Origin of the sequence: Aphanothece hegewaldii CCALA 016 (assembly GCF_003007785.1) — a bacterium.
GTDB classification, from domain to species: Bacteria; Cyanobacteriota; Cyanobacteriia; order Cyanobacteriales; family Microcystaceae; genus Chroococcus; species Chroococcus hegewaldii.
In genome coordinates, this window is the sequence record NZ_PXOH01000020.1 from 41,737 (window position 1) to 67,664 (window position 25,928).

The following is a 25,928-nucleotide window of genomic DNA, read 5'->3' on the forward strand; positions in this document are numbered from 1 at the left end:
GTTAAAACGGTAAATCTTCATCCTCATCAATTTCTTTTTCTCGCAAAATCATAATTGTTTCTTTAACTTCGTCAATTGGTAATTCTTCAAAGATTTTACCTAGTGCTTTTGACCAATCTGATGTGACTTTAAGAGATAAATCAAAAGTTTCCTCAGAAGACGAAAGAACTTTGACTAATTCATTAATCTTGATTGTTTTAGTAGTCCGATTTTGACTCGATAATTGAAAACCATTAACATTGTTTATCTTTCGTTGAATCATAGCTTTTTTAATTCGAGATTTTATATGATAAATTTCTGTATCTAATTCTTTCCACTTGGGTTCAATTTGCTGATAACGAGTGACTAAAGCATCAATATTTTCTGTTTCAGGATTAGGGTTAGTTAACTGAGAAAGTTGTAAAAGTCGATGATGAACTTGGGCAACATATACAGCATCCATTTTCGCATAGGCTAATTGTTTTTCGCTTAAAGGTCTTTTTCCCCAGTCTCCTCCTTGTTCCGATTTATCAATGGGTGGAAAATAGCATAAACTTTCTGCTAATGTTTTTAGCTGATAGTTAGGCAAAGGAATGATATAATAAGGAATAGATTTAGCTAATTCCCAAGTACAAGTAACATTTTTAGCTTTCCGTTTTCCGCCTAAATACTGTAGGTCATATGTTGCATAATGAATAACCTTCTCAAGGTCAGGTTTAATCATTATTTGTTCAACAAACTCATCAACTAATTTTGGTTGTTGTAAAACGTCTAAAACTGTAACTTGATCGCCACTGAGATCGGTTGAATCATCTAATACTTGAATTAATGATACTTTAGCCTTGTCTTTACTTTGATAATTAGCAACTTCAATATCTAACCAAAGGGTTTTAACTTGACTGTAACGTGCGATCGCTTCTCGTATATCATCTAGATCTGTTAAATAAGGCATCAGGAGAAAAACAATGTTTAATAAAATTTTAGTAGCGATAGATATGTCCGAAGGAGCAAAAGATGTCTATTCTACCGCCCTATCTCTCGTCATTAAACATAATGCTAACTTGATTTTGTTACACGTTTTATCCCATGAAGAAGAATATAGCCCTTTACCCATTCCCCCTAACCTCATTGATATTTATCCAGCTACGGGAAATGATTTAACATTAGAGACATGGCGCCAACAATGGGAAGAATTTGAATTTGAAGGGCTAGAAATGCTCAAAAAACGTGCCGAAGAAGCCACAAAAGCGGGAATACAGGTAGAATATCAACAAATATATGGTAGTTCAGGACAAACCATTTGTCAGTTAGCCCAAGACTCACAAGTCGATCTTATTATTGTGGGAAGACGTGGCAGATCTGGTTTAAGTGAATTATTATTAGGAAGTGTTAGTAATTATGTATTACATCATGCTCCTTGTTCAGTTTTAATTGTGCAGTTACCAGGAAAAAAAGGGGAATTATAAGAATAAACGTCTAGATCACCCCTAATGGCAAAAATATTCAAGATCACAACATGGTTAGAAACTCGCTTTTGTACACCTGCTTTTAGTGGATGGGTGTTACTGGGTTTAGCGATCTGTTTTTTTGGCGCAGCAACGAACACGATGGCAGGATGGTTATATGTACTTAGTGGACTCATTGGCGCATTACTCATTATAGGTGCAGTCTTACCCATGCGATCGCTAAGACATCTCACCGTATCTCGTCTTCCCATTTCCCCAGTAACAGCAGGTGATGAGATCATCATCATTTTAGAAATAAAAAACCCTACCCCAGATGCTAAAACCTTACTGCAAATAGAAGATCAACTGCCTTTTGTTTTGGGTAAACCACAAACCCAAGCAATAGAGGTTATTCATCCCCAGAGTCAGTATCAATGGATGTATTCCATATTCACCCAACGTCGAGGAATTTATCAATGGCAGAATGTTAACTTAAAAACAGGAACACCACTGGGGTTATTTTTGTGTAGTCGTCAGAAACAAGTCAAAGCAAAAGCGATCGTTTATCCCACCGTTTTACCCCTCCAACAATGCCCAATTATCGATAGTATTGGACAAGACGATAATATTCAGTTTCAGAGTGAATATCGCGCTTTAAAAGCAACAGAAGGCGTTACACGTAACCTACGCCCTTATCATTATGGTGATCCCATGCGGATGATCCATTGGCGAACTAGCGCAAAATTAGGAGAATTTAAGATCAAAGAATTAGAAGTAATGACAGGAAGTCAGGATATTATTATTAGTCTAGATAGTGGTTCATCTTGGAATAAAAATAGCTTTGAACAAGCCGTTATTACCGCAGCATCCTTATATTTTTATGCCCAACAACGACAAATGAATGTCAAACTTTGGACAGCAGGAACAGGAATTATTACAGGAAACCAAAATGTATTAGAAACACTCTCTGCTATAGAAACTGAAGAATATGCGACACATTCATTACCATTTACATTACCTTTAGTTTTATTAACTGAAAATACCACTCATTTAAGTTCTCTTTCTGTGAGTAGTCGTTGGATTATTTTTAATGATCCTGAAAATACTTTACCGATTTTGAATCGACATTTGAATGGTTTAATTGTCAATACAGGAGAAGATTTACAACAACAGTTACAGATGTTTTCGGTTAAGTGATTGAATTCCTGAAAATCTTGAGCGATCGCAATCTAATAAACTAAGCATAATTTGTCATAGAAACCAATAATGGCGCAATTACCACCAGAAAAACTGATTTTAATTACTAATCTTTTTCCTCGATTGTTTGAAGTGATTAATCTAGCAACTGAAACTGAGTATAATTTATTTGAGCAGTATGGTGAGACAACAGCAACTATTTATGAGTTAGACCAAATTAAAAACGCTGCAGAATGGGCAAAATCCTTTTACAATCGTTTATATATCTTGACTTTACAGGTTGCTGAATCACAGCCCGTAGCTAGTTCTGCTACACTAAATTTACTGCTACAGTCTATTGAACAAGCTCAAGCAACAGCAGATGCAGTAGAGGCAACAGCACAAGAAACTAAAAGAACTTGGGGTATATGATGAAAATAGAAAAAACAATTCCTGATGCACAAACAAGAGCGAAAAATGTAGAACGTTGGAAAGAAGTTTGTTTAATGTTCGATCGCCTTAATGCAATGTTAGATGAAGCGAGCGCTATTTTAGAAGCAGAACAGAAAAATAATCCATACTACCAATACCGTCAAAGAAACAAACAAGAAAAATCCTTCCTTGGTGAAGATCAGCAGACGCGGTAAAATAGAAGACCTGTAAGTCATCACTAGGTCATCATGGGGAATACCTTCGGACATTTATTTAGAATAACCACTTTTGGCGAGTCGCATGGTGGGGGTGTCGGCGTTATTATTGATGGATGTCCGCCCAGATTAGAAATTTCTGAAGCTGAAATCCAGTTAGAATTAGATCGCAGGAAACCAGGACAAAGTAAAATCACGACACCGAGAAAAGAAAGTGATATCTGTGAGATTATTTCGGGTGTCTTTGAAGGGAAAACTACAGGAACACCGATCGCTATTTTAGTCCGTAACACCGACGCACGTTCTCAAGATTACGACGAAATGGCGGATAAATTTCGTCCATCTCATGCCGATGCGACCTATGATGCTAAGTATGGAATTCGTAACTGGAAAGGTGGCGGAAGATCATCGGCGAGAGAGACAATAGGAAGAGTGGCAGCAGGTGCGATCGCAAAAAAAATCCTTAAACAGATCGCAGGTGTCGAAATTATTGGTTATGTGAAGCAGATCAAAGATTTAGAAAGTACAGTTGATCCCAATACTGTCACCCTAGAACAAGTAGAAAGCAATATTGTACGCTGTCCTGATGCTGAATGCGCCGAAAAAATGATCGATCTCATTGATCAGATCCGACGCGATAAAAACTCGATCGGGGGAATTGTCGAATGTGTCGCCCGCAATGTTCCGAAAGGTTTGGGCGAACCCGTTTTCGATAAATTAGAAGCAGATATCGCTAAAAGTGTGATGTCACTCCCTGCAAGTAAAGGGTTTGAAATTGGTTCAGGGTTTGCGGGAACACTCCTAACAGGAAGCGAACACAACGACGAATATTACATCGATGACACAGGGAACATCCGTACTAAAACTAATCGCTCAGGCGGTATTCAAGGTGGGATCAGTAACGGTGAAAATATCGTGATCCGAGTCGCTTTTAAACCGACTGCAACAATAGGAAAAGAACAAAAAACTGTTACTCGTAGCGGTGAAGAAACCACCTTAGCAGCAAAAGGAAGACACGATCCTTGTGTGTTACCTCGTGCGGTTCCAATGGTTGAAGCGATGGTTGCTTTAGTCTTGTGCGATCATTTGTTACGCCATCAAGGACAGTGTAGCTTGTCAGGATTTGACTAATTTTGTGATTATCCCCTAGCCCCCTATTAAGCGCAAAGCCATAAAGACAAATGGGTTTAGATAGTGTCTGTCTATAGGATGATCAATTGTTACAAAAAGTTTAAAATGAGGGTGATAATTACCGTAGCTCACTCATTATGCCTGATTCCTTTAAAACGGCTGATCAAACCTACGATGCTATTTTAAAAGCTTTGCATCATTTAATAGAAGTCGTAGCCAAATTGCGATCGCCTGATGGGGGTTGCCCTTGGGATCTTGTACAAACGCCCGAAACGCTTATCCCATATGTTATAGAAGAAGCCTACGAAGTCGTTGACGCGATTAAAAGTGGTGATCAGGAGGCAATAACCGAAGAGTTGGGAGACTTATTATTACAGGTGGTTTTACAAGCTCAAATTGCTAGTGAGTCTAACCATTTTAGCTTACAAGAAGTCGCGCAAGGTATTACCGAAAAGTTGATCCGTCGTCATCCCCACGTTTTTGGTGAATTAGAAGTTAGTGATCCTGATGAAGTGCGCCAAAACTGGGAAAAAATTAAAGCCCAAGAGAAAGGAAAAACACCCGAACAAACACAATTATTAACGTACTTACTTAAGCGATATGCCCGTAGTTTACCTCCTTTGATGGCTGGCATGAAAATTTCACAAAAAGCCGCCTCTGTTGGTTTTGAATGGGATAATGTAGACGGAGTTTGGCAAAAGTTTAGTGAAGAATTAGCCGAATTTAAAGAAGCTTTAGAAACGGAAGATAAGGAACATCAACAAGCAGAATTAGGCGATTTATTATTTGTCATTATTAATCTAGCTCGTTGGTATGGGTTAGATGCAAATGATGCTTTACAAGAAACTAACTTACGATTTATTAAACGTTTGTCTTTAGTTGAAAGTTTTGTCGAACGTCCCCTGAGTGATTTTAGCTTAGATGAGTTAGAAACCATGTGGAGAAAAGCAAAAGCAACATTAAGAGAGCAAGGAGAGTAAAATAAGCAGTATGGTTCAGTTATTAGCCTCAATTACTCTTAGTTATGTCTGAAATGAAAGAAAATCAAAAAGTCAGTTCAAATCAAGTTAATTCATCACTTTGGCAAAGTACTAAAGATAATCTTCAAGTTATTTTTATAGCCCTCGCTTTAGCGTTTTTAATTCGGACATTTATTGCTGAACCTCGCTATATTCCATCAGATTCTATGTTACCAACTTTAGAACAAGGCGATCGCTTAGTTATTGAAAAAGTCTCTTATTATTTCCATCCTCCTCGTCAAGGTGATATAGTCGTTTTTGAACCGCCTCTACAACTTCAATCACAAGGGTTTCAAAGAGATCAAGCTTTTATTAAACGAGTGATTGGTACACCCGGAGATACAATAGCAGTAATCCAAGGAAAAGTTTATGTTAATGATCAACCTTTAACAGAAAACTATATTAAAGAACCACCTAACTATCAATTAGCCCCTCTAATTGTTCCTAATGAGCAACTATTTGTTATGGGTGATAATCGTAATAACAGTAATGATTCTCATATTTGGGGATTTTTACCGAAAGACAATATAATTGGTCATGCTATTTTCCGTTTTTTGCCTTTCAAAAAGATTGGTATAATTAACTAAAAAGTATCAGATTTTTGTGAGGGGTTGGTTATTAAACCCCTACTCAATAAATATTTTTGTTGTTCTTAGCTAATTGGTTATGTTTTATCACTTTATTAAATGGTTATTAATTAGTCTGATTAGCTTGATAATTACTCTAAATTCATCATGGGTGTTCGCTCAAAATTCGCCATTAGAACAAGAACAACAAGGAAATAATTTTTATCAATTATATCAGTATCAACAAGCAATACAAGTCTGGCAACAAGCGATACAATCTTATCAAAAAAAAGACGATCAAATAAGTCAAGCTAGAGTTTTGAGTAACATCGCTTTAGCTTATCAACAGACAGGAGAATGGACAAAGGCAGAACAAGCGATCGCAACCAGTTTAAACATAATTAATTATACAGAAATAACACCACAAAAACTACCAATATTAGCTCAAGCATTGAATAATTATGGTTTAATACAATTGGCTAAAGGTCAGCCCGAAAATGCTCTAGAGTCTTGGCAAAAAGCGAGTGATGTTTATCAAAAAATACCTGATAAAATTGGTAAAATTCGTAGTCAAGTTAATCAAGCTAAAGCTTTTCATACAATGGGTTTACATTCACGCGCTTGTCATATTTTAACCTTAGCTTTAGAATTAGATAATACGATTTGTTCAATGACCAATTTAGAGACAAAACAAACATTAGAATCTACACAAAATTTGTTGCTAAATAACTTAAAAAATTCCCCTCATCAAATTGATTCAGTTATCTTATCAGCTTGGTATACTTTAGCTGAAGAATTAAAAGAAATAGATTTATTAGAAGTAGCACAAATTATATTAAAAGAAATATTACATAAAACAATAACATCGGAAGAAAAAGCAAATATATTGATAAAACTTGGAAAAATATCTAATAATAATAAAAATACACAAGAAGCATTAAAATGGTATCAAAAAGCCGAAGATAACGCGATTTATCCTTTGACAAAAATAACAGTTTTCATGAGTCAGTTAGAAATTTATAAAATAACAGAGCAATGGTCTAATATTCCACCTTTGGTAAATAAAATATCCTCTAATATTAGTCAACTTTATCCCAGTCAAGATTCAATTTATGCCCAAATTAATTTTGTAAGGAACGTTAGTTTAATTAAGCAAAATAAACCAAATTTAGATTTACCATCATGGCTAGAACTTGCTAAAATCTCAGCAAATGCAGTTCAGCAAGCTAAAATCATTAACTCACAGAAAATAGAAGCTTATGCGTTAGGAAATTTAGGTGCAATTTATGAACAAACCAAACAATTAAATATTGCTCAAAAACTTACTGAACAAGCTCTTTTAATTTCTCAATCGCTGAATCTACCAGAAATAACTTATCATTGGTTGTGGCAGTTAGGAAGAATTTTTCAAGCTAAAGGTGATTCAAAAAAAGCAATTTCTATTTACACTGAAGCAGTTAGTACCCTAGAATCAATTAAACAAGATCTTGTCACGGTTAATCAAGATATACAATTTTCTTTTGCTTTAGAGGTTGAACCCGTCTATCGAGAATTAGTCAGTCTTCTTTTACAACCCGATATAAGTGGTAATATTCCCCAAGAAAATCTCAAAAAAGCAAGAGATATTATTGAATCTTTACAATTAGCAGAATTAGATAATTTTTTGCAAGAAAGATGTTTAGAAGCAGAACCAAGATTAATTGATCAAATTGATCAGCAAGCGGCTGTCATTTATCCAATCATTTTACCCGATCGTCTAGAAATTATTCTCAGTCTTCCACAACAACCCCTAAAACGTTATGTGACTGATGTACCTGAAACTGTACTCAAATCTACTGCGTTAAAATTGCGACAAACCTTAGTTATTCGGAGTAGAAGAGATTTTTATGAACCTGCAAAAAATCTTTATGAATGGTTAATCAATCCTTTAGAAAAAGATTTAGAAAAGTTTTCAGTCAATACACTTGTTTTTGTTTTAGATGGGGCTTTAAGAAATATTCCCATGACTACTCTATACAATGGAAAACAATATCTTATCGAAAAATACGAGATTGCTATAACTCCTGGATTACAATTATTAAATCCTCAACCCTTGAGAACAACCAGTTTACACACATTGGGTGCAGGAATAACAAAAGCTAGAGAAGGATTTTCACCGCTTTTTTATGTAAATCAAGAATTAGAAAGTATTCAAGATAATGTTAAAAGTAAAATATTGTTAAATCAATCCTTTACAGTTCAATTATTTACAAATGTATTATTAGATAATAATTTTCCAATTGTTCATATAGCAACTCATGGTCAATTTAGTTCAAATTTTGTCAATACTTTTCTTTTGGCATGGGATAATAAAATTAATATTCGTCAGTTAGATACGATTTTAAAAGGAAAAAGTTACAGTCAAAATGGTGCAATTGAGTTATTAATTTTGAGTGCTTGTGAAACAGCTACAGGTGATGAAAGAGCCGCTTTAGGATTAGCTGGTATGGCGGTTCGTTCTGGTGCTAGAAGTACTATAGCCACTCTTTGGTCAATTAATGATGAAGCAAGCGCAGAATTAATGAGTATGTTTTATCAATCTCTAACAGTGGGCAATAAGACCAAATTACAATCTTTAAGAGAAGCACAATTAAATTTATTAAGTAATGCTAAATATCGTCATCCTTTTTATTGGTCTGCTTATGTTTTACTGGGAAATTGGCTGTAATAATAGTAACAGGATTTAAAGGAGCAAACCTAGTTAATTCTCCTACAAGAGTAGAACGAGCAATATTTAATTGTAATAGTTGATATTCCCAGTTATTTTTTGAGAACCAGTTCATACTTTCATGCAGGTTTTCTAAGGTAGCAAGTGCTATAACAATTATCCCTTGAATTGCTAGTTTTTTAGCACAAATGGTTAATATTTCATCTATTTTACTGCTACTTCCTCCAATAAAAACTCGCTCAGGTGCGGGAAGATTTTCTAAAATATCAGGTGCAGTTCCATAAATAGGATTAATATTAGTCACTTGAAATCTTTTACAGTTTTGTTCGATTAAATTAATTCCCATTGCTGTTTTTTCTATCGCATAAATTAAAGAAGTTGGACACAACCGAGCTATTTCAATAGATACGGAGCCTGTCCCTGCTCCAATATCCCAAATAATTTGCTTTTCTTGTAAGTTTAATTCTCCTAAAATACTAATTCTAATTTCTCTTTTGGTCATTAAACCAGGACGATCTTTAAAAGTTAAAAACTGTTGATCCGCTATGCCAAATAAAGGTAATTTTTCTAGTTTTATATAAGTTTTTTCTACTCTAAGCAAAATAAGAATATTTAAACTTGCAAAACTATTTTTAGATAATTTTTTTAGTTCTTGTGGTAAAAAATAATTTACTTTTTCTGTTTCATATTCTAAATTTTCACAAACCCAAAAATTATATTGTGTTGGAATATCTAAACTTAAATAATATTGAGCGATCGCAGCAGGATTATTTACCGAATCAGTAAGAATAGCAATTTTTTCAACACCTTTTTGTAAGAGTTTATTCAACTCATCTAAATTACGACCATGTACACTAACAATATGTGCATCTTGCCAAGGTATTTTAATCCGATTAAAAGCGAGTTGTACTGAATTAAGATGAGGATGAAATTGTAAAATATCAGCAGGAAACTTTTCTAATAATAAACGTCCTAAACCAAAAAAAAGCGGATCGCCACTCACTAAAATAACTATTTTTTCTTTGTTTTGTAATTGCTCATAAACCTCAATTAGCGTTTGTTGAATATCATTTAAAACTATCTTTTTAGCGAGATGTTCAGGAAAATAACTTAAATGTCGATCGCTTCCTACTAAAATAGTAGCTTGTTCGACTACTTTCCTAATCGTTTCTGTTAGCCCCAAAACTCCATTTAATCCAATCCCAACAACATCTATCATTATTTTTGTTCGCTTAATTCTCTTGTCATAGCTAAAATTAATATTGCATTAATAATCGCCGAAGCAACTGGAGAGCCGCCCTTTCTTCCCTTGACACTAATTTGAGGAATATTAATTTGTGCAAGTGCTTGTTTTGACTCTACCACAGAAACAAACCCCACAGGAACACCAATAACTAAACTCGGTTTAATTTGAGTTTTTTCTATTTCTTGACACAAAGCAAGTAAAGCGGTTGGGGCATTTCCAATGACATAAATAGCTTCTGGATATCGCTCAAAACATTTTAATATCCCTGTTTCAGTTAATGTTTTATTAGGTTCAGGAATTGTAACTTGTTCGACTGCGGTAATAATGGGATTTTGAAAGGTTTTACTAACAAGGGTTTTGATTCCTTGTTTCACCATGCTAACATCAGTAATAATTGGACAACGATTTCGTAAACTCTCAATCCCTTTTTCAATGGCATCCGAACTAAATATGAGCAAATTAGTATACTCAAAATCGGCTGTTGCATGAATAATTCGGCGTACGATCGCATATTCTAAAGCATTAAATGAATGTTCACCAATTTCTTGATCAATAATGGCGAAACTTTGTTCTAAAATCGGATGATTGAGATTCACGCTTATATATGCTTAATAATAATGATGAGCTTTCTTAGGACTATCTTAAACAGTAGCAGAGTTATTGCTGTTGTAGGTAACTTAGATTGCTCGTCGTCGAATTTCAATGCAAAGCTCTATTTGTTGTAACAATTCTTTAAAATAGTAAGGAGTAACGAAAATATTATGTGTATAAACCTTACTTATTACCACAAACATTATGCAACTGACTTATTTTGATAGTAACTCTTGGTTAATCGAATTGGGTGGCAAACGTATTTTACTCGATCCTTGGTTAGTCGGAAAATTAATCTTTGGGAACTTAGGATGGCTATTTCGCGGCTCAAAAACCACAGAGCGCCCGATACCTGAAAATATTGATCTGATCTTACTCTCTCAAGGATTAGAAGATCATGCCCATACTCCAACTTTGAAACAACTCGATCATAATATTCCTGTGGTAGCCTCTCCAAATGCGGCAAAAGTCGTTCAAGAATTAGGCTACACTCAAGTGACAACTTTGGGACATCATGAAAGTTATATTTTTGATAATACCATTGAAATTAAAGCGGTTCCAGGTTCTCCCGTCGGACCAACATTGGTGGAAAATGGTTATATTCTAAAAGCCTTAGATAGTGGTTTGAGTTTGTATTATGAACCACATGGCTATCATGGGGCTACTCTCAAGGAAATGTCACCCATTGATGTAATTATTACACCGATTATTGATTTGAAACTACCTTTATTAGGTTCTGTTATCAAAGGGCAAAAAAACGCGTTAGAAGTCTGTCAGTGGTTACGTCCACAAGTTATTTTACCAACTGCTGCGGGGGGTGATATTAATTTTGAAGGGTTATTAATATCATTTTTAAGTACAGAAGGAACTTCCGATACTTTCCGTCATCTTCTCCAAGAAAATAAGCTATCAACCCAAGTTTTAGAGCCAAAATCTGGCGAAAAAGTAGTATTAGACTTAAAACCCCTTGTCTGTGGTTAATAAGAATTGATTGAAACGCAAAACTGTTAAGGGTAGAAAGACTAGACTGGGTTTGGACTCTCTACCCCTACTTAGATAAATTTGGGAAAATCAATTTAATGTAAGTAAGATCTTCTTTCTTTTTTTCCCTTGATCTTGCTAAAATAACTAAAAGTCAAAAAAGGAATGTAGCCTGATGACCACCATTGAGCCACTCAGTGAGGAGCAAATCCTACAATTAGTTAATACTTGTCATCATCTTGCAATGGTTCATGTAGACATCACTAAAAAAATTGATGATTTGATCAAACAAGTATATCAAATTGAACATCATCAGGGATTAATGGCTCATGCACAAACTAGCTTTCTCACAATATTTGAAAAAATCGAACAACAGCAAGAAAAGTTAATTGATGCTCAAGAAATTTTAACAAGCAATCAAGCTAATTTAGCGAATGCAGTTAAACAATTAGCCGACTCTCAATTACAATTAACACGATTTGTAGAACGTCTAGACGATAAACTTTCATCCACTAGCGCAGCGATGGAAAGATCCGATCGCATTCTTGATTATTTGGTACGGCAAAAAAATACAACGACTGATTCAAGTGATTCTCAAGATTAAACTAAAAGCGAAAGAGCAGGATCATTTCTGATTAACTGCTCTCTCTATTTAAACGGTTTGGTAACCTATGAGCCGGATTTGAGGAATCTTCCATATATTCTTACTAGGAGGTTTGTCATCGAGGCTATCCCCTTCTTGAATGGGAACTAACATGGAATCAGTAGAACGTACAATCATGTGACCTTTGGTATAAGCATCGCGCAACTGACGACCGATTTTCCATGCTTGATATTTTGCAACAGTCCAACGCGGATTAGATGGATAGCCTGCAAAGCCAGAGCGTAGAGCAGCGTAGTTTTCTGGTAAGATCTGGGTGTTTACATAGATGCGATCCGTTAAATCAGCAACGTTGGGGTATGAAGTCTTTTGGACTCTTAACATTTATGTCACCCCTATGTTGTTATTATCAAATGTTATTATCAACACATATCCTGAGTGGATATTCCTATATAATATTACAAATTATTACATTTGTCGATGATCTTGCTCACAAAATTCCCGTAAAAATTCGGGGATAATTTTTTAAAATAGGATTACTTTTCACCAAAGCGATAACCTTTGCCGTAAACAGTATGAATTAAAGGACTTTCTGCCTCTCCCTCAATCTTGCGCCGCAACAAGCGAATTAATGCTGCTAAAACATTACTATTGGGTGCTTCGTGTTCTGTCCACAAATGTTGATAGATTTGTTCATGGGTTAGCAGTTGCTCGGCATGACTCATTAAATAGGCTAAGAGTTGCGTTTCTTTTTCCGATAAGCTGATAACTCTTCCTTGACGATAAGCCATTTGATTATCGGGATCTAGTTCTAAATCAGCAATTTTTAGTTTTCCGTTGTTATTAGCTGGGTCATTTGGCGATCGACGTAATAAAGCACGGATTCTCGCTAATAATTCCCGTAATTCAAAAGGTTTGACAATATAATCATCGGCACCCGCATCTAAACCTAACACGCGATCGTCGATCGTATCTTTCGCCGTTAAAATGAGTACAGGGGTGAGATTTCCTTGGTTTCGGATAGATGAACAAATTTCTACACCAGATTGATAAGGTAACATCCAATCTAGAATAATCAAATCATAATTGTTTTGTTGCGCGAGATTCAGACCATCAGTACCATTATCCGCAATTTCGACATGATACCCCTCTTGAGACAAAACATGACTGAGGGGTTCTGTTAATTCTGTCTCATCATCCACCAAAAGAATTTTCATCGCCAATAAACTACCCCACCTTAGCCTGGTTACCTCGGCTTGAAGATGGGGTTTTTGGTAGCCCTAAAGCATCAAACAAGGTAAGCTGAATATATTGCACTTTTCGCTTAATCTCGCATGATAGCCCTGTGCCTCTAGGTCGGTTTATAAGCGACCCCAATGCTGCTATATTCTTGCTACCGTTCCAGTCTGCATCAAAACTTCCACAACTGGAACAGGTAAATCTTTTGCCGTTTCTATCGCCAATTACAAAGCATTTATGACAGGTTTGTGAGGTATAGGCAGGGTTGACTAAAATTAGTTTAACTCCTGCTAATAAACATTTATAAGTGAGATATTGTCTCAACTGATAAAATGCCCAATTATTACCCAATCTTTTGTCTTTTTTGCTTCTAGGGTTTTGATTGGTTCTTTCTCTTATTCCTGTCAAATCTTCAATAGCGATCGCTTTTTTGTTAGCCACAGCATTATTAACTAACTTACGGCTTATCACATGATTAATGTGTTTCTGAAAGCGTTTCTCCTTGCCTGACAACCGTTGCTGAAGCTGACGACATCTACGCCGTGTACTTCTTGTGCCTTTCAGGGCTTTTTTCTGAAAAACGGCTCTTAGGATGGCATAGTGATTTCGTAAATCTGTTATCTGTTTTCCCGACCAATAATCGCCAACAGATGTAACACAGATGTCGGTACGACCAAAATCTGCACCGATTACATCGTCAGTTTCTATTAATTTAGGGACGGGTTTATCCAGATTTATGTGTATATAGTAATGACCATTCTTGCGTTTAACTAAAGTAGCTGAGGTCGGTTCAGTTCCTTTTAATATTCCCCTCTGATAGTTGCCGATTAATAGCTCAAATTTATGCCGTTTATGGAGAAGCTTTAGGCTAACAGTCCAGTCACTTTCTCTAAAGCTAAAAATCCGAGCATCGTAACTAATCGAAGTTGGGGAAAATTCTTTAACCGTTTTACCTTTTTGTTTTGCTGTCTTTCGGTTATAACATACTCTTCTGACTGCCTGAATAGCCAAATTAGAAGATAATCCAAATTTAGCCCGAACATCCTGATAAACCAATGACTGCATAGCTTGTTTATTAGTTAGTTTTGCAGGAGTATTTTGGTTGATCCAATCACAAGCTACAGCAAAAGTAAGCAATGTATCATCTATATCTTTGGCGAGATCACTACTTACCTTCATCTTACAAGCTATGGTGATAGTCTGGACTTCGGGCATTTATAATGTCAAAAGGTGATTTACTAAAATAAGGATAGCATAATATCGGGTGCTACGCACAGTTTATTTATTGGTCGCAATTCCTCCCTAACCTGTAGAGGATTAGGGAATCCTTGCGACATTTAGTTGAAAAAATGTCATGACCTATAATTCGCTTGCATGATTTCACGAGATAGAATAGTAACTAAATCATTAAACACGCCTCATGAGTGACCATCCATCGATTCAACATATCCAAAATATCAGTCAACAAATCGCCTTTCTACAAAACTGTATGGCAGATTTACCCCTACAACAACAGGAACAGATCAGGGGAATTTTGGAAACAATGGTTACTGCTGTGTCGAATCTGCAATTAAGCTATGAGGAGATGCTATCGATTTTAGAAGCATCAGAAATTGTCGAGGAAAAACTGCTAACTCAACATCAACAAACAGTCACAGCATACCAACATTATTACAATTTATTTCAGTGTTCACCGATCGCCTCTTGCGTCACCGATGCCAATGGATTAATCATCGAAGCTAACCCAACATTCTGCCAGCTTCTCAATATTTCCCCCTGTTACCTGATGGGTAAACCCCTTGCGGTTTATATTGCCCCCGCGCAGCGTCCACATTTTCGCACCTTACTAAACCGGCTTGTACAAATGTCTAGAGTGCAGACTTGTGAAATAGAACTCTATCCTCGAAAAAAAGATCCTTTCATTGCCCAGTTAAAAACGATGGTTGTCCGCAATGAATTAGATAAAGTTGAGGCTTTGTGGATCAGTGTTCATGATATCAGTCATTATAAACAGACGGTTACACCAAATCTTTCAACCTTCTCAACTGTACCTCAACTGCCACACGCTCTAGATGGTTTACAGGTTCTCGTAGTGGATGATGAAGCTGATGCCCGTGAATTTATTACGGCTGTCCTAGAATCACAGGGAATTAACGTTACAACCGCCGATAGTACAGTTGAAGCATTAGATCTCTTAGAGCATTTTCGTCCTGATGTATTAGTCAGTGATATTCGGATGCCTGATCAAGATGGATATAGTCTCATTAAAAAAGTGCGAGAATTAGAAGCAGAAAAAGGATGGCATATACCAGCCGCAGCCCTTACCTCCTATCTAGTTGAAGACCGAGAAAAAGCCAGAAGCGCTGGATTTGAATCTCATTTGCATAAACTTGCACAACCATCAGAATTAGTTGATCTGATTGCTCGGTTAGCAGGTCGAAAATCTCCAGATTAATTAATATGGTTTCTAGTAGTGTATAGCTCAAAAGCGGTCATTTGTCAAGATTGATGCCAAAACCCAAACCTGTCACATTAGCTGATGTAATGATTACCGATGAATTATTGCAGCGCTCGGCACGTCCCGCCAACTTAGCTGCCGAAAATCAGGCGATGCACATCTTGATACGGCAAATGGTGAATCAGCCGGAAATAATGCTAAAAAGCCTTATCACAATGGCACTTGAACTATGCTCGGCAGGAACGGCAGGTGTTAGCCTCATTGAAGTGCTACCGACAGGTGAAAAAGTTTTTCGTTGGGTGGCAATCGCGGGAGCCTTGGAACAGTATCAAGATGAAGTAATAGATGTTGATTTTAGTCCATGTGGAGTGTGCTTAGAGCGTGGTATTCCTATGCTTTATTCCTATCCTGAACGCTATTTCACCTATTTACAGGCAGCCAAGCCCGTTGTTGTTGAAGCTTTAGTTTTACCTCTAATCGTTAATTATCAGTCTCTTGGCACACTTTGGATTGTATCTCATGATGAACAGCGACGCTTTGACTCGGAAGATGTGCGGATGATGACCAGTTTAGCGGATTTTACGACAACTGCCCTTATTTTAAAAGATCGGCGAACTCAAGAATTACTGTCCGCTAATGCAGCTTTAGAGGCTAGAATCATCGATCATCAAAAAGCTGAAATGGCTTTACGCGAATCAGAAAAACGTCTACAACAGGCGATCGCGATTTCTACGGTGGGTGTAATTTTCTTTAGAACCAACGGCCGCATTACCGACTCTAACGAGACTTTTTTAAAAATGAGTGGTTACAGTCGTGAAGATTTGCGCTCTGGGCAGGTACGGTGGGACAAAATGACACCACTTGAGTTTATGCCCCAAACTCAGCAAGCGATCCAAGAGCTTTTAACGTTGGGGCGGACAATTCCATATGAAAAGCAATATATCCGTAAAGATGGTTCGCGCTGGTGGGGTTTATTTGCGGCATCCCAACTTAATGACGATGAAGCCGTAGAATTTATTATTGATATTACTGAGAATAAACGATCTCAGGAATTGCTACAGACTAGCGAGGAACGGCTTAGATTAGCTTCCTATGCGGCTAATTTTGGTACATATGATTTTGAGCCGCAGACAGGTCAATGTCAATGGTCTTCTCTTTTAAAAGCAATGCACGGCTTAAGTGAGGATACAGAGATTACTTTTGAGCAACTGCCTAGATATATTCACCCTGATGATCACGATCGCATCTTTTACCTATTAAATCAATATCTCAGTCCCGACGCACCTGGCCCTTATGAGCATGAATTCCGCATTGTTCGTACTGATGGTACAGTACGTTGGGTGATTGATAAGGGTTGTGTGTTTTTTACGGGTGAAGGAGAACAACGCCGCGCTAATCGAGTTATTGGTGTGATTCTGGATATTACAGAACGTAAGCAAGCCGAAGCCGAGCGTAATCAACTGTTTCAAGAACAAGCCGCCCGTAAAGAAGCAGAACGAGCCAGCCAGATGAAAGATGAGTTTTTAGCGATGATCTCCCATGAACTTCAGTCACCCCTCGTAGCGATCCTCGGTTGGTCACGGTTACTGCGGACTCAACCTCCGAGTCCAACGATGCTGAGAAAATCTTTAGAAACAATTGAACGGAATGCCAGTGTACTAGCTAAACTTATTTCAGATTTGCTCGATATTTCTCGAATTACGGCAGGAAAAGTAAAGCTTAATTTACAGCCTGTTGAACTCATATCATTAATTGAAACGGTGATTAGATCGGCTAGGGAATTAGTCGCCGCTAAAAAACTTAACATCATTTGGTGGGAGGAAGTGCCAGAAAATGTTTTAGTATTAGGTGATCTTGATCGGCTTCAGCAAATTATTTCCAATCTGCTGAACAACGCGATTAAATTTACGCCAGAGTTGGGCTGTATTAGTGTTAAACTTTCAGTTATTAAAAGTCAGGTTGATGATTTTTCTTGTGCTGAAATATCTATTACAGATACAGGTATTGGCATCAGTGCTGAATTTTTGCCTCATGTCTTTGAGCGTTTCCGTCAAGCTCACTCATCGGGTGGACTGGGGTTAGGATTAGCGATCGCCCGTCATTTAGTCGAACTTCATAACGGAACCATCCATGCTGATAGTTTAGGAGAAGGACAAGGCGCAACTTTTAAGGTCAGGCTACCACTTTTAAATAATGATGAGTGTGATGTCAAGGTCTAAAATATGCTATGGATCTACCTCAAGCCAATCAAGAATTGGAATCTTTATTAAATTATCTTAAGAATAGTCGAGGTTGTGATTTAACTGGCTATAAAAGATCGAGCTTGCTGCGGCGGTTCAGGTTCCGTATGCAGCAAATTAATATTAATAGCTATCAAGAATATTTAAAATATTTACAGAACAATTCCGAAGAATGGCTGACGCTGCTTAATACTGTTTTAATTAACTATACTGGTTTTTTCCGCGATCGGTCATCTTGGGATTATTTGGCAAAGGAAATTATTCCCAAAATTATCGCCAGTAAACAGAAAAATGAATCGATCCGAGTCTGGGTAGCTGGATGTGCTTCTGGTGAAGAAGTCTATAGCCTCGTGATGCTATGGGCAGAAGCATTAGGGATCGAATCTTGTTTAGAGCGAGTGCAGTTTTATGCTACAGATATCGATGAAGAAGCAATAAAAGAAGCGCGACAAGCTACTTATCAAAGCAACCCCGTTCGAGAGTTATCACCCGACGATGATCCAACTTTAGACATCGTACCTCATACAGAGCTAACAGGTATTTCACCCTATCTTCTCAATAAATACTTTCAACACCACAAAGATAGTTATACATTTGATCCACAACTGCGACGCACAATTATTTTTGCTCGTCATGATTTAGTTAAAAATGCGCCTATTTCTAAGATCGATTTGCTCGTTTGCCGCAATGTTTTAATATATTTTACGCCAGAGTATCAAGCAACTATTTTTGTTCGTTTTCATTTTGCACTCAAAGATACGGGTTTTCTTTTTCTGGGAAAAGCCGAATCGATCATCAACAATAGAGCCATTTTTACGCCTATTAGTTTAAAACACCGCATTTATGCCAAAGGTTTAGATCTAGATCTCAATGATCACTTATTAATTAATCCTAAAACACATTTCAAGCGAAGTAATGAACGGCAAGACTCTAAAAACTTTTTCTGGCAAACGGCATTCGAGATTAATCCTTTGCCACAAATTGCCGTTAATCTTCATAATTATTTAATTGACGCGAATGAGGCTGCTCATCTTCTATTTGGCTTAAAACTAGATGACTTGAACCGTCCTTTTAATCAACTCGAACTCAGTAAGTTAGTAGGAGAAATGAAAACCTTCTATGAAAATCCTCATCAAGTTACTTTAACTGATGTCGAATGGCACACCGCTACGGACACAAAGTATTTTGATATTTCGATCGTACCTGTCTATGACAAGAAAAAGACTTTGCTTGGAGCCATTTTAACATTCAGTGATTCAGTCTATAAATTACATAATTAATTTTTTGTCAAGTTTTTTAAGCTAAATTTAATAAAAATTAACAAATTAATTCGATGATAGTGTTAGTTCAATAGAACACCGTGAAATAAATTTCACGGCTCAAAGCAAAAATCCATTAAAATGGATTAAAGTTTTTACAGTGAGTCGGTTTCAACCGACTTAAGCTATCAGACAGAGAATTTATTCTCTGGCTGTGTCTCGATCAAAACCGAATTGATCTCGGATATTGGCATTAAAATACTGTCCTTTTGAGGGAGCATCCTTTAATTCTTGGAAGATATTTTCTGAGACATCGTGATACAAATAGATTGAACCGTTAGGAAATTCAATTTTTAGAATTTTTTTTTCTGCGTCGTAATCAAAAGATTTAATTGAGGAACTCTGGTTTTTGAGAAGTGGGAAAGCAATGACATCGCGGATACTTGCAGAGTCGGTGAGTAACATGATCAGGCGATCGATCCCAATACCTAAACCACCCGTCGGGGGCATCCCATATTCTAGGGCAGTCAAGAAATCTTCATCAACACTTTGCGCTTCTAGATCTCCTGCGGCTTTTTTCGCTGCTTGTAATTCTAGTCTTTCTCGTTGATCAATAGGATCAGTTAACTCAGAAAAACTATTCGCTAACTCTCTTCCCACAACATATAATTCAAATCGTTCTACTAATCCCGCTTTTTCTCGATGGGGTTTAGCCAGTGGTGAGATTTCAACAGGGAAATCAATGACAAATGTGGGCTGTATTAGGCTTTCCTCTACCTTTTGCTCAAAAAGTTCATTTAATAGCTTTCCGATGGTTTTACAGTCATCAGGAACGTGAATCCCAGCATTTTTCGCGGCGGTTGTAGCCTCTTCAAAGTTGGTGAATTGCGTCAGATCTAATCCTGTTTTTTCGGCGACTAATTCGTGCATCGTCACCCGTCGCCAAGGGGGAGTTAAATCGATTTCTTGGTTTTGATAAGATAATTTTAGGGTTCCTAGAACGTCTTGGGCAGCTTTGGTAATGATATTTTCCGTTAGAACCATCATATCGTGATAGTCGGCGTAGGCTTGATAGATTTCGATCGAGGTAAATTCTGGGTTATGTCGCGTCGAAACCCCTTCATTGCGGAAAATACGCCCTAACTCGAATACTTTTTCAAACCCACCGACAATTAACCGTTTTAGGTGTAATTCGGTGGCAATTCTTAGATACAGATCCATCTCTAGAGTATTATGATACGTGACGAATGGACGTGCATCAGCCCCACCCGCTTCGCTTTGTAATACTGGTGTTTCAATTTCGATAAAACCTTGCTCATCGAGATAACGACGGATAGATGCAGTAATTTGGGCGCGTCGTCGGAAGGTTTGACGGACTTCGGGATTTACAATTAGATCAACATAACGTTGACGATATCGTTTTTCTGTATCGGTTAAACCATGCCATTTATCGGGTAGGGGTAACAAAGATTTGGTTAAAATGGCATATTCATTGACAACGATGGATAATTCGCCTTTTTCGGTACGTTTAATCGTTCCTTTTGCCCCTAAGATGTCGCCTGTATCTGTTAGCTTCGTTATAGTATTAAACGCATTGGGTGTATCTGCCATTTTTTCCGTGATGCGTTTTTTGTCGAGATAAAGTTGAATCGTTCCCGTTTCGTCTTGTAGATTAAAGAAAGCCAGTTTACCGAAAATACGACGGGCAATAATACGCCCTGCGATCGATACTTCGATGTCAACTTCTTCAGCATTTGCTAAATTAGTATATTGTTCCTGTAACTGTGCCGCATTTGCAGTAACTTCCCATTTGTACGCATAGGGAGTAATACCCTGTTGTTTGAGTTGTTCGACTTTTTCTAAACGTGCTGCGCGAATTTCTTCTAAACTAGATCCAGATTGAGGATCGTTTGGGGATTGTTGAGACGACATCGGTACCTTAGTATAATTATCAGTCTTACTTATTATATCTCGTTGGGTTCAGAGGGGTTATCTCGATGTATGCTGACGACTAAGCGACTAAACGCACTTGCATTCCCATAATAATCTAAAAGAATTGGTAGACCTTGGGGATGTTCCGCAATAGCTAGAGCAACTTGTCTGTATTCATCGGTGACTAATTGCGCTTTGTTACATTTATTATTGGCTTTTGGCTACATTAACTTTACCCCAACCAGGATGGATTCTGGGCTGTACTGTCAAACTGGCTAGTCGTCTTGTAAAGCTCATATTGTCCCTTGGCGGCAGCTTCACGAGTTCGGTTTAACAAATCCATCACCTGTTCTGGGTTCATCGGTTTGAAAGTGCGAACGGCTTCCAATGCTTGCTCAAGAATTTGCATACTATCAATACCTGTAATTACTGTTGAGGTGGGTAGATTCATCGCGTAGTGAAGGCATTCTATCGGTGTGACCGTATTGCTGCGTAGGATATAAGGATCGCCCATTGATTTCATTCCTAAGACCCCAATTTGTTCTTTTTCAAGCATAGGCAGCACTAAACGTTCAAAACTGCGGAAATGAGCATCCATCACATTGAGCGGCATTTGCACTGTATCAAAGCGAAACTTGTTTTGAGCCGCTACCTCTAGCATTCGCAGGTGAACTAAGGGATCTTTATGACCAGTAAAACCGATATAACGGATCTTCCCTGCTTTTTGCGCCTCCACAACGGCTTCCATTGCGCCCCCTTTAGCAAAAACGCGATCGGGATCTTCCATGCGAATAATTTCGTGATGCTGCATCAGATCAATATAATTGGTTTGTAAAGCTTTGAGAGATTCATCAATCTGCATCATGGCTGCACCTTTAGTTCGTCCGTCTAATTTGGTCATTAGAAAAACTTTCTCTCGATAACCGTCTTTGAGTGCCTTGCCCATCCATCGTTCACTACGTCCATTATGATAGTCCCAAGAGTTATCCATAAAATTGATCCCTTGGTCGATGGCACTACGAATTAATTTGATGCTTTCTTGCTCCTCTTTAATTCGTCCAATATGATGACCTCCCAAACCGATAACCGATACCCGTTCTCCCGTATGTCCTAGCGTTCGATAGATCATTCCATTATTTTTAGTTTGGGCTGCAATAGATTGATTCTCTTTTAAAACTTGATTTGGTTCTTTGGCATTTTCTGAACTGGCTAACAGGGGTCTTAAAATTCCATCTGATGCGGCTAATCCTGCTGCCATTAATCCTGATACGGAAGCGGTTTTCAATAAGTTTCGCCGAGTGAGATCCATCTTTTTTTCAACCATTTTGAAGTGTCATTGCAAGCTAACATGGTAGCTAGTTAAAAGACATCTAACTACAGCGTGATTTTCAATAGACCTCTTGCATAATTCTTGGATGCCCAAAGGCTTCAGCCTTTGGCTACAAGGACGAAGCCCATTCAAATGGGCTCTCTGGGGTAGCCGGCTTTCGTCAGGCTTTGCGCTTTGTAGCACCAGACTTCAGTCTGAGTTTAGATAAAAATATTTGTGCAAGAGTTCTAATCTATCAACATCAGTTAAATAACGACTTGCTCTATCGGGTTAGTCGCTAAAGATTTTAGTAATTCGTTTTGCCAGTCGGGTATCATATTTGCTTGAGTTATTGCGATCGTTGCTCTATCATAGTACATAAATATTAGCAAAGCAAGAAAGATGAAGCAAGGCGAATTAATTAAACGCTATCAAGCAGGTGAAAGAGATTTTTCGGGAATTAATCTTAGTGGAGAAGCGTTTTATGGTAAGCAGGGAGGAGAAATAGACTTAAGTGGGATTAATTTGAGTCATGCTAACTTAGAAAAAGTCATCTTTAGTCATGTTAATTTGAATAGTGCTAATCTTAGTGGTGCGAATCTAAAAGATGCTAGGTTTAATGGCTATCTTGATGATGCTGATCTTAGTGAAGCGGATTTAACAAATGCTCGTATCGGCCCGTGCAGTCTTAATCATACCAGTTTTAGAAAAGCGAATTTAACAAATGCTGATTTTGGCGCATCTAGTGGACTTATAGAAAATGGTAAACGCGCATCCCGTGAGATGGATTTTAGTGAAAGTGACTGTACAAATGCGTATTTAACGTCTGATTTTGTTGCTGCCAATTTCCGAAGAGCAAACCTAAAACAAGCTAAATTTTTAAAAGGTTCTCTATATTGGTATCGTGCCTATTTAGTGAGTGCAGATTTAAGCGAACAGGATTTACAAGGACAAAATTTATCTACTTTAAATTTAACTCAAGCGAATCTTAGCCATACAAACCTCAGTTACGCTAATCTTAGAAGTGCTATCCTAGTCGGGGCTAATCTTTGTAACGCTAATTTAAGTCATGCTGATTTGTCTAATAGTAATCTCAGTGAAGCGAATTTAAGTCATGGGAATTTGAGTCATGCAAATTTAACCAATAGTAATTTAACTAAGGCAAATATAGCCGAAGCAAATTTAAGTGAAACTGAACAAAATGCTATTCTCTTGCATGAATCAAACATCGATAATACTATTGGTTTAACTGAAAAGTCTCGATTAATTTGGCGTATTGTTAATCAGCAAGCAATAGGTGAAGATTTAACAGGTGTTGATCTCAGTTATAGTAAATTACAAAATGCTAATCTACAAGGCACTAATCTAAGCAATGCTGATTTGAGAAATTCTCTTTTAACCAATGCTAATTTATCGGATGCGAATCTTACTTCTGCTCAATTACAGCAAGTTGATTTAAGTCAAGCTAATTTGATGAATACAAGATTAGTCAATAGTGATTTGAGTCAAGCTAATTTGGAGAATGCTAATTTATCTAATGCTGACTTAACTCAAGCTAATTTGAATTTAGCCAAGTTATCTCATAGCAATCTTAGTCAAGCGAATTTAGCCAGTGCAAATTTAAGTCAGACGATTTTAAATTATGCTAATTTATCTCAAACTAACTTACAAGATGCTAATTTAGATAAAGCAGTTTATACTAATTTATATGATGCACTCAATATTCCAGACTTAGAAAAATTAAGGACTAAGCAGAACAAAACGCCATTAACAGAACTGCTAAATCGACTGCCAATGTATAACACTGCTGTTACTGAATCATTACAACCAGGATTAACTAGAGAACAAATTACGGAATTAACAAAAGACATTCCTCATCAAATTCCTGAAGAATTATATCAACTCTATCAATGGCGAAATGGAATGAATAACTATCGAGGAGGTGATTTTGATGTATTCGTTGATTCACAGAATTTTAAACCTTTAGAAAAAGCTGTTGAAGAATCAAAATATTTTTTAAAATCTAACGATTATAAATGGGAGGATAACTGGTTATTTGTCTTCGGACAAGGTACCGATAATTGTGGTGCGTATGTTGTCGTTTTAGGAGATGAAAATATAGCACCTGTACAAAATTTTGACCCAGAATATAGAGATTACTCACCGAAATATCCCAGTTTAACTCACATGATATTGAAGGCAGTTTTAGAAACAGATGTCAGCTTTGAGGGTGCAAATTTATCGGGAGTTGATTTCAGTCGTTTTCAGATGAGTGAAAAGAATTTTAGTGGTGCAAATTTATCAGGTGCAAATTTAAGTTTTACTGATTTAAGTCGGACAAATTTAAGTGAAGCAAATTTAACGGGTGCAAACTTCTATCGTGCAGGGTTATTTCGAGCAAATTTAACAGGGGCAAACTTAACAAATGCGAATTTTCAAGAGGCAGATTTAGAAGGAGTTAATCTCACCGATGCAATTTTAAATAATACCATTATGGCTGATGTTTAGTCCCAATCACAGCGATCGCAACTCCCACTAACAAAACCAAACCACCCAAAAGCACGATATTTGATGGTATTTCACCAAAAATCAGATATCCGAAAAAACTTGCGCCAATGGGTTCAAACAAAATAGCCAACGTCACGAGTATGGGAGAGATCCAACGTATCGCCCAATTAAAGCTAGTATGTCCGATTAATTGCGAGAAAATAGCCATTAAAAAGACATATAGATAAACTTCGTTCGGATATCCTGTATAACTGGTTCCAAATAAAAAGGGTAAAGGGAAAAGAACGATCGCTGCTGCACTATAAGCCACAGTGATATAATGTTTTGTACTTAAACCTTTTCTTTGAGCTTCTCTACCTAAGAGAAAATAAAAACTCACAATTACTGCACCGATTAAAGCCAAGAAATTTCCGAGTAACGGGTTAGAATAATTAGAACTTGCTGTATTGTCCCCAAATGCGACTAACACTCCACCCAAAAAAGCAATCAATATACCCAAAATAGTCGTTTTAGTAATTTTCTCTTTAAACCATATCCAAGACAAAATAGAGATCCATATCGGGTTAGTTGTAACTAAAACAGTCGATGCAGCGATAGACGTATAAGAAAGTGATGTGATCCAAGCAGCAAAATGTAACGCTAGGGTTAATCCTGCTGCTATTGCGTAATAATAAGCATTTATGGGTATTTTCTGCTGTTTTAAGCTGTTCCATGTCGGTAAGAGAATCACTGCTGCTATAATTAATCGGGAAGCTGCAAGGAAAAGACTAAAACCGACTCCTTTGATTCCTGCTGTATCGGTAGCTAGACGAATAAAAATAGCCGTCGTTGCGATCGCTAAAACACCTATGATTAATATACTTCCAACTTGCCAAACTGAGGGAGTTTTCATTA

At 37.2% G+C, this 25,928-nt stretch carries 23 protein-coding genes; 14 read left to right on the forward strand and 9 right to left on the reverse strand.

Going from position 1 to position 25,928, the window contains the following annotated elements; all coding sequences use genetic code 11:
* Position 1: 1 nt before the first annotated feature.
* On the reverse strand, positions 2-931 hold the full coding sequence (locus C7H19_RS16705) for a ribonuclease D (RefSeq protein ID WP_106458063.1): 930 nt from the start codon (positions 929-931) through the stop codon (positions 2-4).
* Positions 932-944: 13 nt separating this feature from the next.
* On the opposite strand from C7H19_RS16705, the gene C7H19_RS16710 reads away from it, so the two are divergent.
* From C7H19_RS16710 to C7H19_RS16745, 8 genes are all read left to right on the forward strand, one after another.
* The gene (locus C7H19_RS16710; protein WP_106458064.1) at positions 945-1,445 is read left to right on the forward strand and encodes a universal stress protein; all 501 of its coding nucleotides are present in this window, start codon (positions 945-947) and stop codon (positions 1,443-1,445) included.
* Positions 1,446-1,469: 24 nt separating this feature from the next.
* Entirely contained in the window at positions 1,470-2,621 is a 1,152-nt protein-coding gene (locus C7H19_RS16715) for a DUF58 domain-containing protein (protein WP_106458065.1), read from the forward strand.
* A gap of 69 nt (positions 2,622-2,690) precedes the next feature.
* Positions 2,691-3,032: a hypothetical protein gene (locus C7H19_RS16720; protein ID WP_106458066.1), complete on the forward strand. Its 342-nt coding sequence runs from the start codon at positions 2,691-2,693 to the stop codon at positions 3,030-3,032.
* Positions 3,029-3,247 (forward strand): hypothetical protein, encoded by a 219-nt coding sequence (locus tag C7H19_RS16725; protein ID WP_245927581.1) that lies wholly within the window; start codon positions 3,029-3,031, stop codon positions 3,245-3,247. Before C7H19_RS16720 ends, C7H19_RS16725 begins: the two co-directional genes overlap by 4 nt.
* 33 nt (positions 3,248-3,280) lie before the next feature.
* Positions 3,281-4,378: a chorismate synthase gene (aroC, locus tag C7H19_RS16730; protein ID WP_106458068.1), complete on the forward strand. Its 1,098-nt coding sequence runs from the start codon at positions 3,281-3,283 to the stop codon at positions 4,376-4,378.
* Between the two features lie 137 nt (positions 4,379-4,515).
* Positions 4,516-5,358, forward strand: coding sequence for a nucleoside triphosphate pyrophosphohydrolase (gene mazG, locus C7H19_RS16735; protein WP_106458069.1), 843 nt, complete (start codon positions 4,516-4,518; stop codon positions 5,356-5,358).
* A gap of 53 nt (positions 5,359-5,411) precedes the next feature.
* Positions 5,412-5,984: a signal peptidase I gene (gene lepB, locus C7H19_RS16740; RefSeq protein ID WP_106458098.1), complete on the forward strand. Its 573-nt coding sequence runs from the start codon at positions 5,412-5,414 to the stop codon at positions 5,982-5,984.
* A gap of 79 nt (positions 5,985-6,063) precedes the next feature.
* Complete coding sequence (locus C7H19_RS16745) at positions 6,064-8,670, forward strand: CHAT domain-containing protein (RefSeq protein ID WP_106458070.1); 2,607 nt, start codon at positions 6,064-6,066, stop codon at positions 8,668-8,670.
* Here C7H19_RS16745 and cbiE read toward each other — a convergent pair.
* Both cbiE and C7H19_RS16755 read right to left on the reverse strand, forming a co-directional pair.
* A complete protein-coding gene (cbiE, locus tag C7H19_RS16750; protein ID WP_106458071.1) occupies positions 8,612-9,889 on the reverse strand; it encodes a precorrin-6y C5,15-methyltransferase (decarboxylating) subunit CbiE in 1,278 nt (425 codons plus the stop codon). The genes C7H19_RS16745 and cbiE overlap by 59 nt on opposite strands.
* Positions 9,889-10,512 carry a cobalt-precorrin-8X methylmutase gene (locus C7H19_RS16755; protein ID WP_106458072.1) on the reverse strand — a complete coding sequence of 208 codons (624 nt, stop codon included), beginning with the start codon at positions 10,510-10,512 and terminating at the stop codon, positions 9,889-9,891. Before C7H19_RS16755 ends, cbiE begins: the two co-directional genes overlap by 1 nt.
* Before the next feature lie 199 nt (positions 10,513-10,711).
* Here C7H19_RS16755 and C7H19_RS16760 point away from each other — a divergent pair, with 199 nt between their 5' ends.
* Positions 10,712-11,488 carry an MBL fold metallo-hydrolase gene (locus tag C7H19_RS16760; protein ID WP_106458073.1) on the forward strand — a complete coding sequence of 259 codons (777 nt, stop codon included), beginning with the start codon at positions 10,712-10,714 and terminating at the stop codon, positions 11,486-11,488.
* Between the two features lie 175 nt (positions 11,489-11,663).
* Complete coding sequence (locus C7H19_RS16765) at positions 11,664-12,092, forward strand: hypothetical protein (protein WP_106458074.1); 429 nt, start codon at positions 11,664-11,666, stop codon at positions 12,090-12,092.
* Between the two features lie 48 nt (positions 12,093-12,140).
* Here C7H19_RS16765 and C7H19_RS16770 read toward each other — a convergent pair whose 3' ends face one another.
* From C7H19_RS16770 to C7H19_RS16780, 3 genes are all read right to left on the reverse strand, one after another.
* Entirely contained in the window at positions 12,141-12,473 is a 333-nt protein-coding gene (locus tag C7H19_RS16770) for a hypothetical protein (RefSeq protein ID WP_106458075.1), read from the reverse strand.
* Positions 12,474-12,625: 152 nt separating this feature from the next.
* Positions 12,626-13,306 (reverse strand): two-component system response regulator RppA, encoded by a 681-nt coding sequence (gene rppA / locus C7H19_RS16775; protein ID WP_106458076.1) that lies wholly within the window; start codon positions 13,304-13,306, stop codon positions 12,626-12,628.
* A gap of 10 nt (positions 13,307-13,316) precedes the next feature.
* On the reverse strand, positions 13,317-14,543 hold the full coding sequence (locus tag C7H19_RS16780; protein ID WP_106458077.1) for an RNA-guided endonuclease InsQ/TnpB family protein: 1,227 nt from the start codon (positions 14,541-14,543) through the stop codon (positions 13,317-13,319).
* Positions 14,544-14,748: 205 nt separating this feature from the next.
* On the opposite strand from C7H19_RS16780, the gene C7H19_RS16785 reads away from it, so the two are divergent.
* Genes C7H19_RS16785 through C7H19_RS16795 form a run of 3 tightly spaced genes read left to right on the forward strand, consistent with a single transcriptional unit; the run spans position 14,749 to position 19,306 of the window.
* Positions 14,749-15,783 carry a response regulator gene (locus tag C7H19_RS16785; protein WP_106458078.1) on the forward strand — a complete coding sequence of 345 codons (1,035 nt, stop codon included), beginning with the start codon at positions 14,749-14,751 and terminating at the stop codon, positions 15,781-15,783.
* A 53-nt stretch (positions 15,784-15,836) separates the two neighbouring features.
* The gene (locus C7H19_RS16790; RefSeq protein ID WP_106458079.1) at positions 15,837-18,005 is read left to right on the forward strand and encodes a sensor histidine kinase; all 2,169 of its coding nucleotides are present in this window, start codon (positions 15,837-15,839) and stop codon (positions 18,003-18,005) included.
* An 8-nt stretch (positions 18,006-18,013) separates the two neighbouring features.
* Complete coding sequence (locus C7H19_RS16795) at positions 18,014-19,306, forward strand: CheR family methyltransferase (RefSeq protein ID WP_106458080.1); 1,293 nt, start codon at positions 18,014-18,016, stop codon at positions 19,304-19,306.
* A 180-nt stretch (positions 19,307-19,486) separates the two neighbouring features.
* On the opposite strand, the gene lysS is transcribed toward C7H19_RS16795, so the two are convergent.
* Positions 19,487-21,217 (reverse strand): lysine--tRNA ligase, encoded by a 1,731-nt coding sequence (gene lysS, locus C7H19_RS16800; RefSeq protein WP_106458081.1) that lies wholly within the window; start codon positions 21,215-21,217, stop codon positions 19,487-19,489.
* A 232-nt stretch (positions 21,218-21,449) separates the two neighbouring features.
* Positions 21,450-22,541 carry an aldo/keto reductase gene (locus tag C7H19_RS16805; RefSeq protein ID WP_245927583.1) on the reverse strand — a complete coding sequence of 364 codons (1,092 nt, stop codon included), beginning with the start codon at positions 22,539-22,541 and terminating at the stop codon, positions 21,450-21,452.
* A gap of 387 nt (positions 22,542-22,928) precedes the next feature.
* Between C7H19_RS16805 and C7H19_RS16810 the strand changes: the two genes are divergently transcribed.
* Complete coding sequence (locus C7H19_RS16810) at positions 22,929-25,034, forward strand: pentapeptide repeat-containing protein (RefSeq protein ID WP_106458083.1); 2,106 nt, start codon at positions 22,929-22,931, stop codon at positions 25,032-25,034.
* Here C7H19_RS16810 and C7H19_RS16815 read toward each other — a convergent pair.
* Complete coding sequence (locus tag C7H19_RS16815) at positions 25,018-25,926, reverse strand: DMT family transporter (RefSeq protein WP_106458084.1); 909 nt, start codon at positions 25,924-25,926, stop codon at positions 25,018-25,020. The two genes, C7H19_RS16810 and C7H19_RS16815, sit on opposite strands and share 17 nt — an antisense overlap.
* Positions 25,927-25,928 lie beyond the last annotated feature (2 nt).

What these genes read in the sequence shown, in the direction of transcription:
- C7H19_RS16770 (WP_106458075.1), bottom strand. Translation starts at nt 12,473, where the DNA reads ATGTTAAGAGTCCAAAAGACTTCATACCCCAACGTTGCTGATTTAACG.
- cbiE (WP_106458071.1), bottom strand. Translation starts at nt 9,889, where the DNA reads ATGATAGATGTTGTTGGGATTGGATTAAATGGAGTTTTGGGGCTAACA.
- aroC (WP_106458068.1), top strand. Translation starts at nt 3,281, where the DNA reads ATGGGGAATACCTTCGGACATTTATTTAGAATAACCACTTTTGGCGAG.
- C7H19_RS16715 (WP_106458065.1), top strand. Translation starts at nt 1,470, where the DNA reads ATGGCAAAAATATTCAAGATCACAACATGGTTAGAAACTCGCTTTTGT.
- C7H19_RS16795 (WP_106458080.1), top strand. Translation starts at nt 18,014, where the DNA reads ATGGATCTACCTCAAGCCAATCAAGAATTGGAATCTTTATTAAATTAT.
- C7H19_RS16780 (WP_106458077.1), bottom strand. Translation starts at nt 14,543, where the DNA reads ATGCCCGAAGTCCAGACTATCACCATAGCTTGTAAGATGAAGGTAAGT.
- C7H19_RS16815 (WP_106458084.1), bottom strand. Translation starts at nt 25,926, where the DNA reads ATGAAAACTCCCTCAGTTTGGCAAGTTGGAAGTATATTAATCATAGGT.
- C7H19_RS16745 (WP_106458070.1), top strand. Translation starts at nt 6,064, where the DNA reads ATGTTTTATCACTTTATTAAATGGTTATTAATTAGTCTGATTAGCTTG.
- C7H19_RS16790 (WP_106458079.1), top strand. Translation starts at nt 15,837, where the DNA reads ATGCCAAAACCCAAACCTGTCACATTAGCTGATGTAATGATTACCGAT.
- C7H19_RS16710 (WP_106458064.1), top strand. Translation starts at nt 945, where the DNA reads ATGTTTAATAAAATTTTAGTAGCGATAGATATGTCCGAAGGAGCAAAA.
- C7H19_RS16720 (WP_106458066.1), top strand. Translation starts at nt 2,691, where the DNA reads ATGGCGCAATTACCACCAGAAAAACTGATTTTAATTACTAATCTTTTT.
- C7H19_RS16805 (WP_245927583.1), bottom strand. Translation starts at nt 22,541, where the DNA reads ATGGTTGAAAAAAAGATGGATCTCACTCGGCGAAACTTATTGAAAACC.
- rppA (WP_106458076.1), bottom strand. Translation starts at nt 13,306, where the DNA reads ATGAAAATTCTTTTGGTGGATGATGAGACAGAATTAACAGAACCCCTC.
- lepB (WP_106458098.1), top strand. Translation starts at nt 5,412, where the DNA reads ATGAAAGAAAATCAAAAAGTCAGTTCAAATCAAGTTAATTCATCACTT.
- C7H19_RS16765 (WP_106458074.1), top strand. Translation starts at nt 11,664, where the DNA reads ATGACCACCATTGAGCCACTCAGTGAGGAGCAAATCCTACAATTAGTT.
- lysS (WP_106458081.1), bottom strand. Translation starts at nt 21,217, where the DNA reads ATGTCGTCTCAACAATCCCCAAACGATCCTCAATCTGGATCTAGTTTA.
- C7H19_RS16785 (WP_106458078.1), top strand. Translation starts at nt 14,749, where the DNA reads ATGAGTGACCATCCATCGATTCAACATATCCAAAATATCAGTCAACAA.
- C7H19_RS16725 (WP_245927581.1), top strand. Translation starts at nt 3,029, where the DNA reads ATGATGAAAATAGAAAAAACAATTCCTGATGCACAAACAAGAGCGAAA.
- mazG (WP_106458069.1), top strand. Translation starts at nt 4,516, where the DNA reads ATGCCTGATTCCTTTAAAACGGCTGATCAAACCTACGATGCTATTTTA.
- C7H19_RS16705 (WP_106458063.1), bottom strand. Translation starts at nt 931, where the DNA reads ATGCCTTATTTAACAGATCTAGATGATATACGAGAAGCGATCGCACGT.
- C7H19_RS16760 (WP_106458073.1), top strand. Translation starts at nt 10,712, where the DNA reads ATGCAACTGACTTATTTTGATAGTAACTCTTGGTTAATCGAATTGGGT.
- C7H19_RS16810 (WP_106458083.1), top strand. Translation starts at nt 22,929, where the DNA reads ATGAAGCAAGGCGAATTAATTAAACGCTATCAAGCAGGTGAAAGAGAT.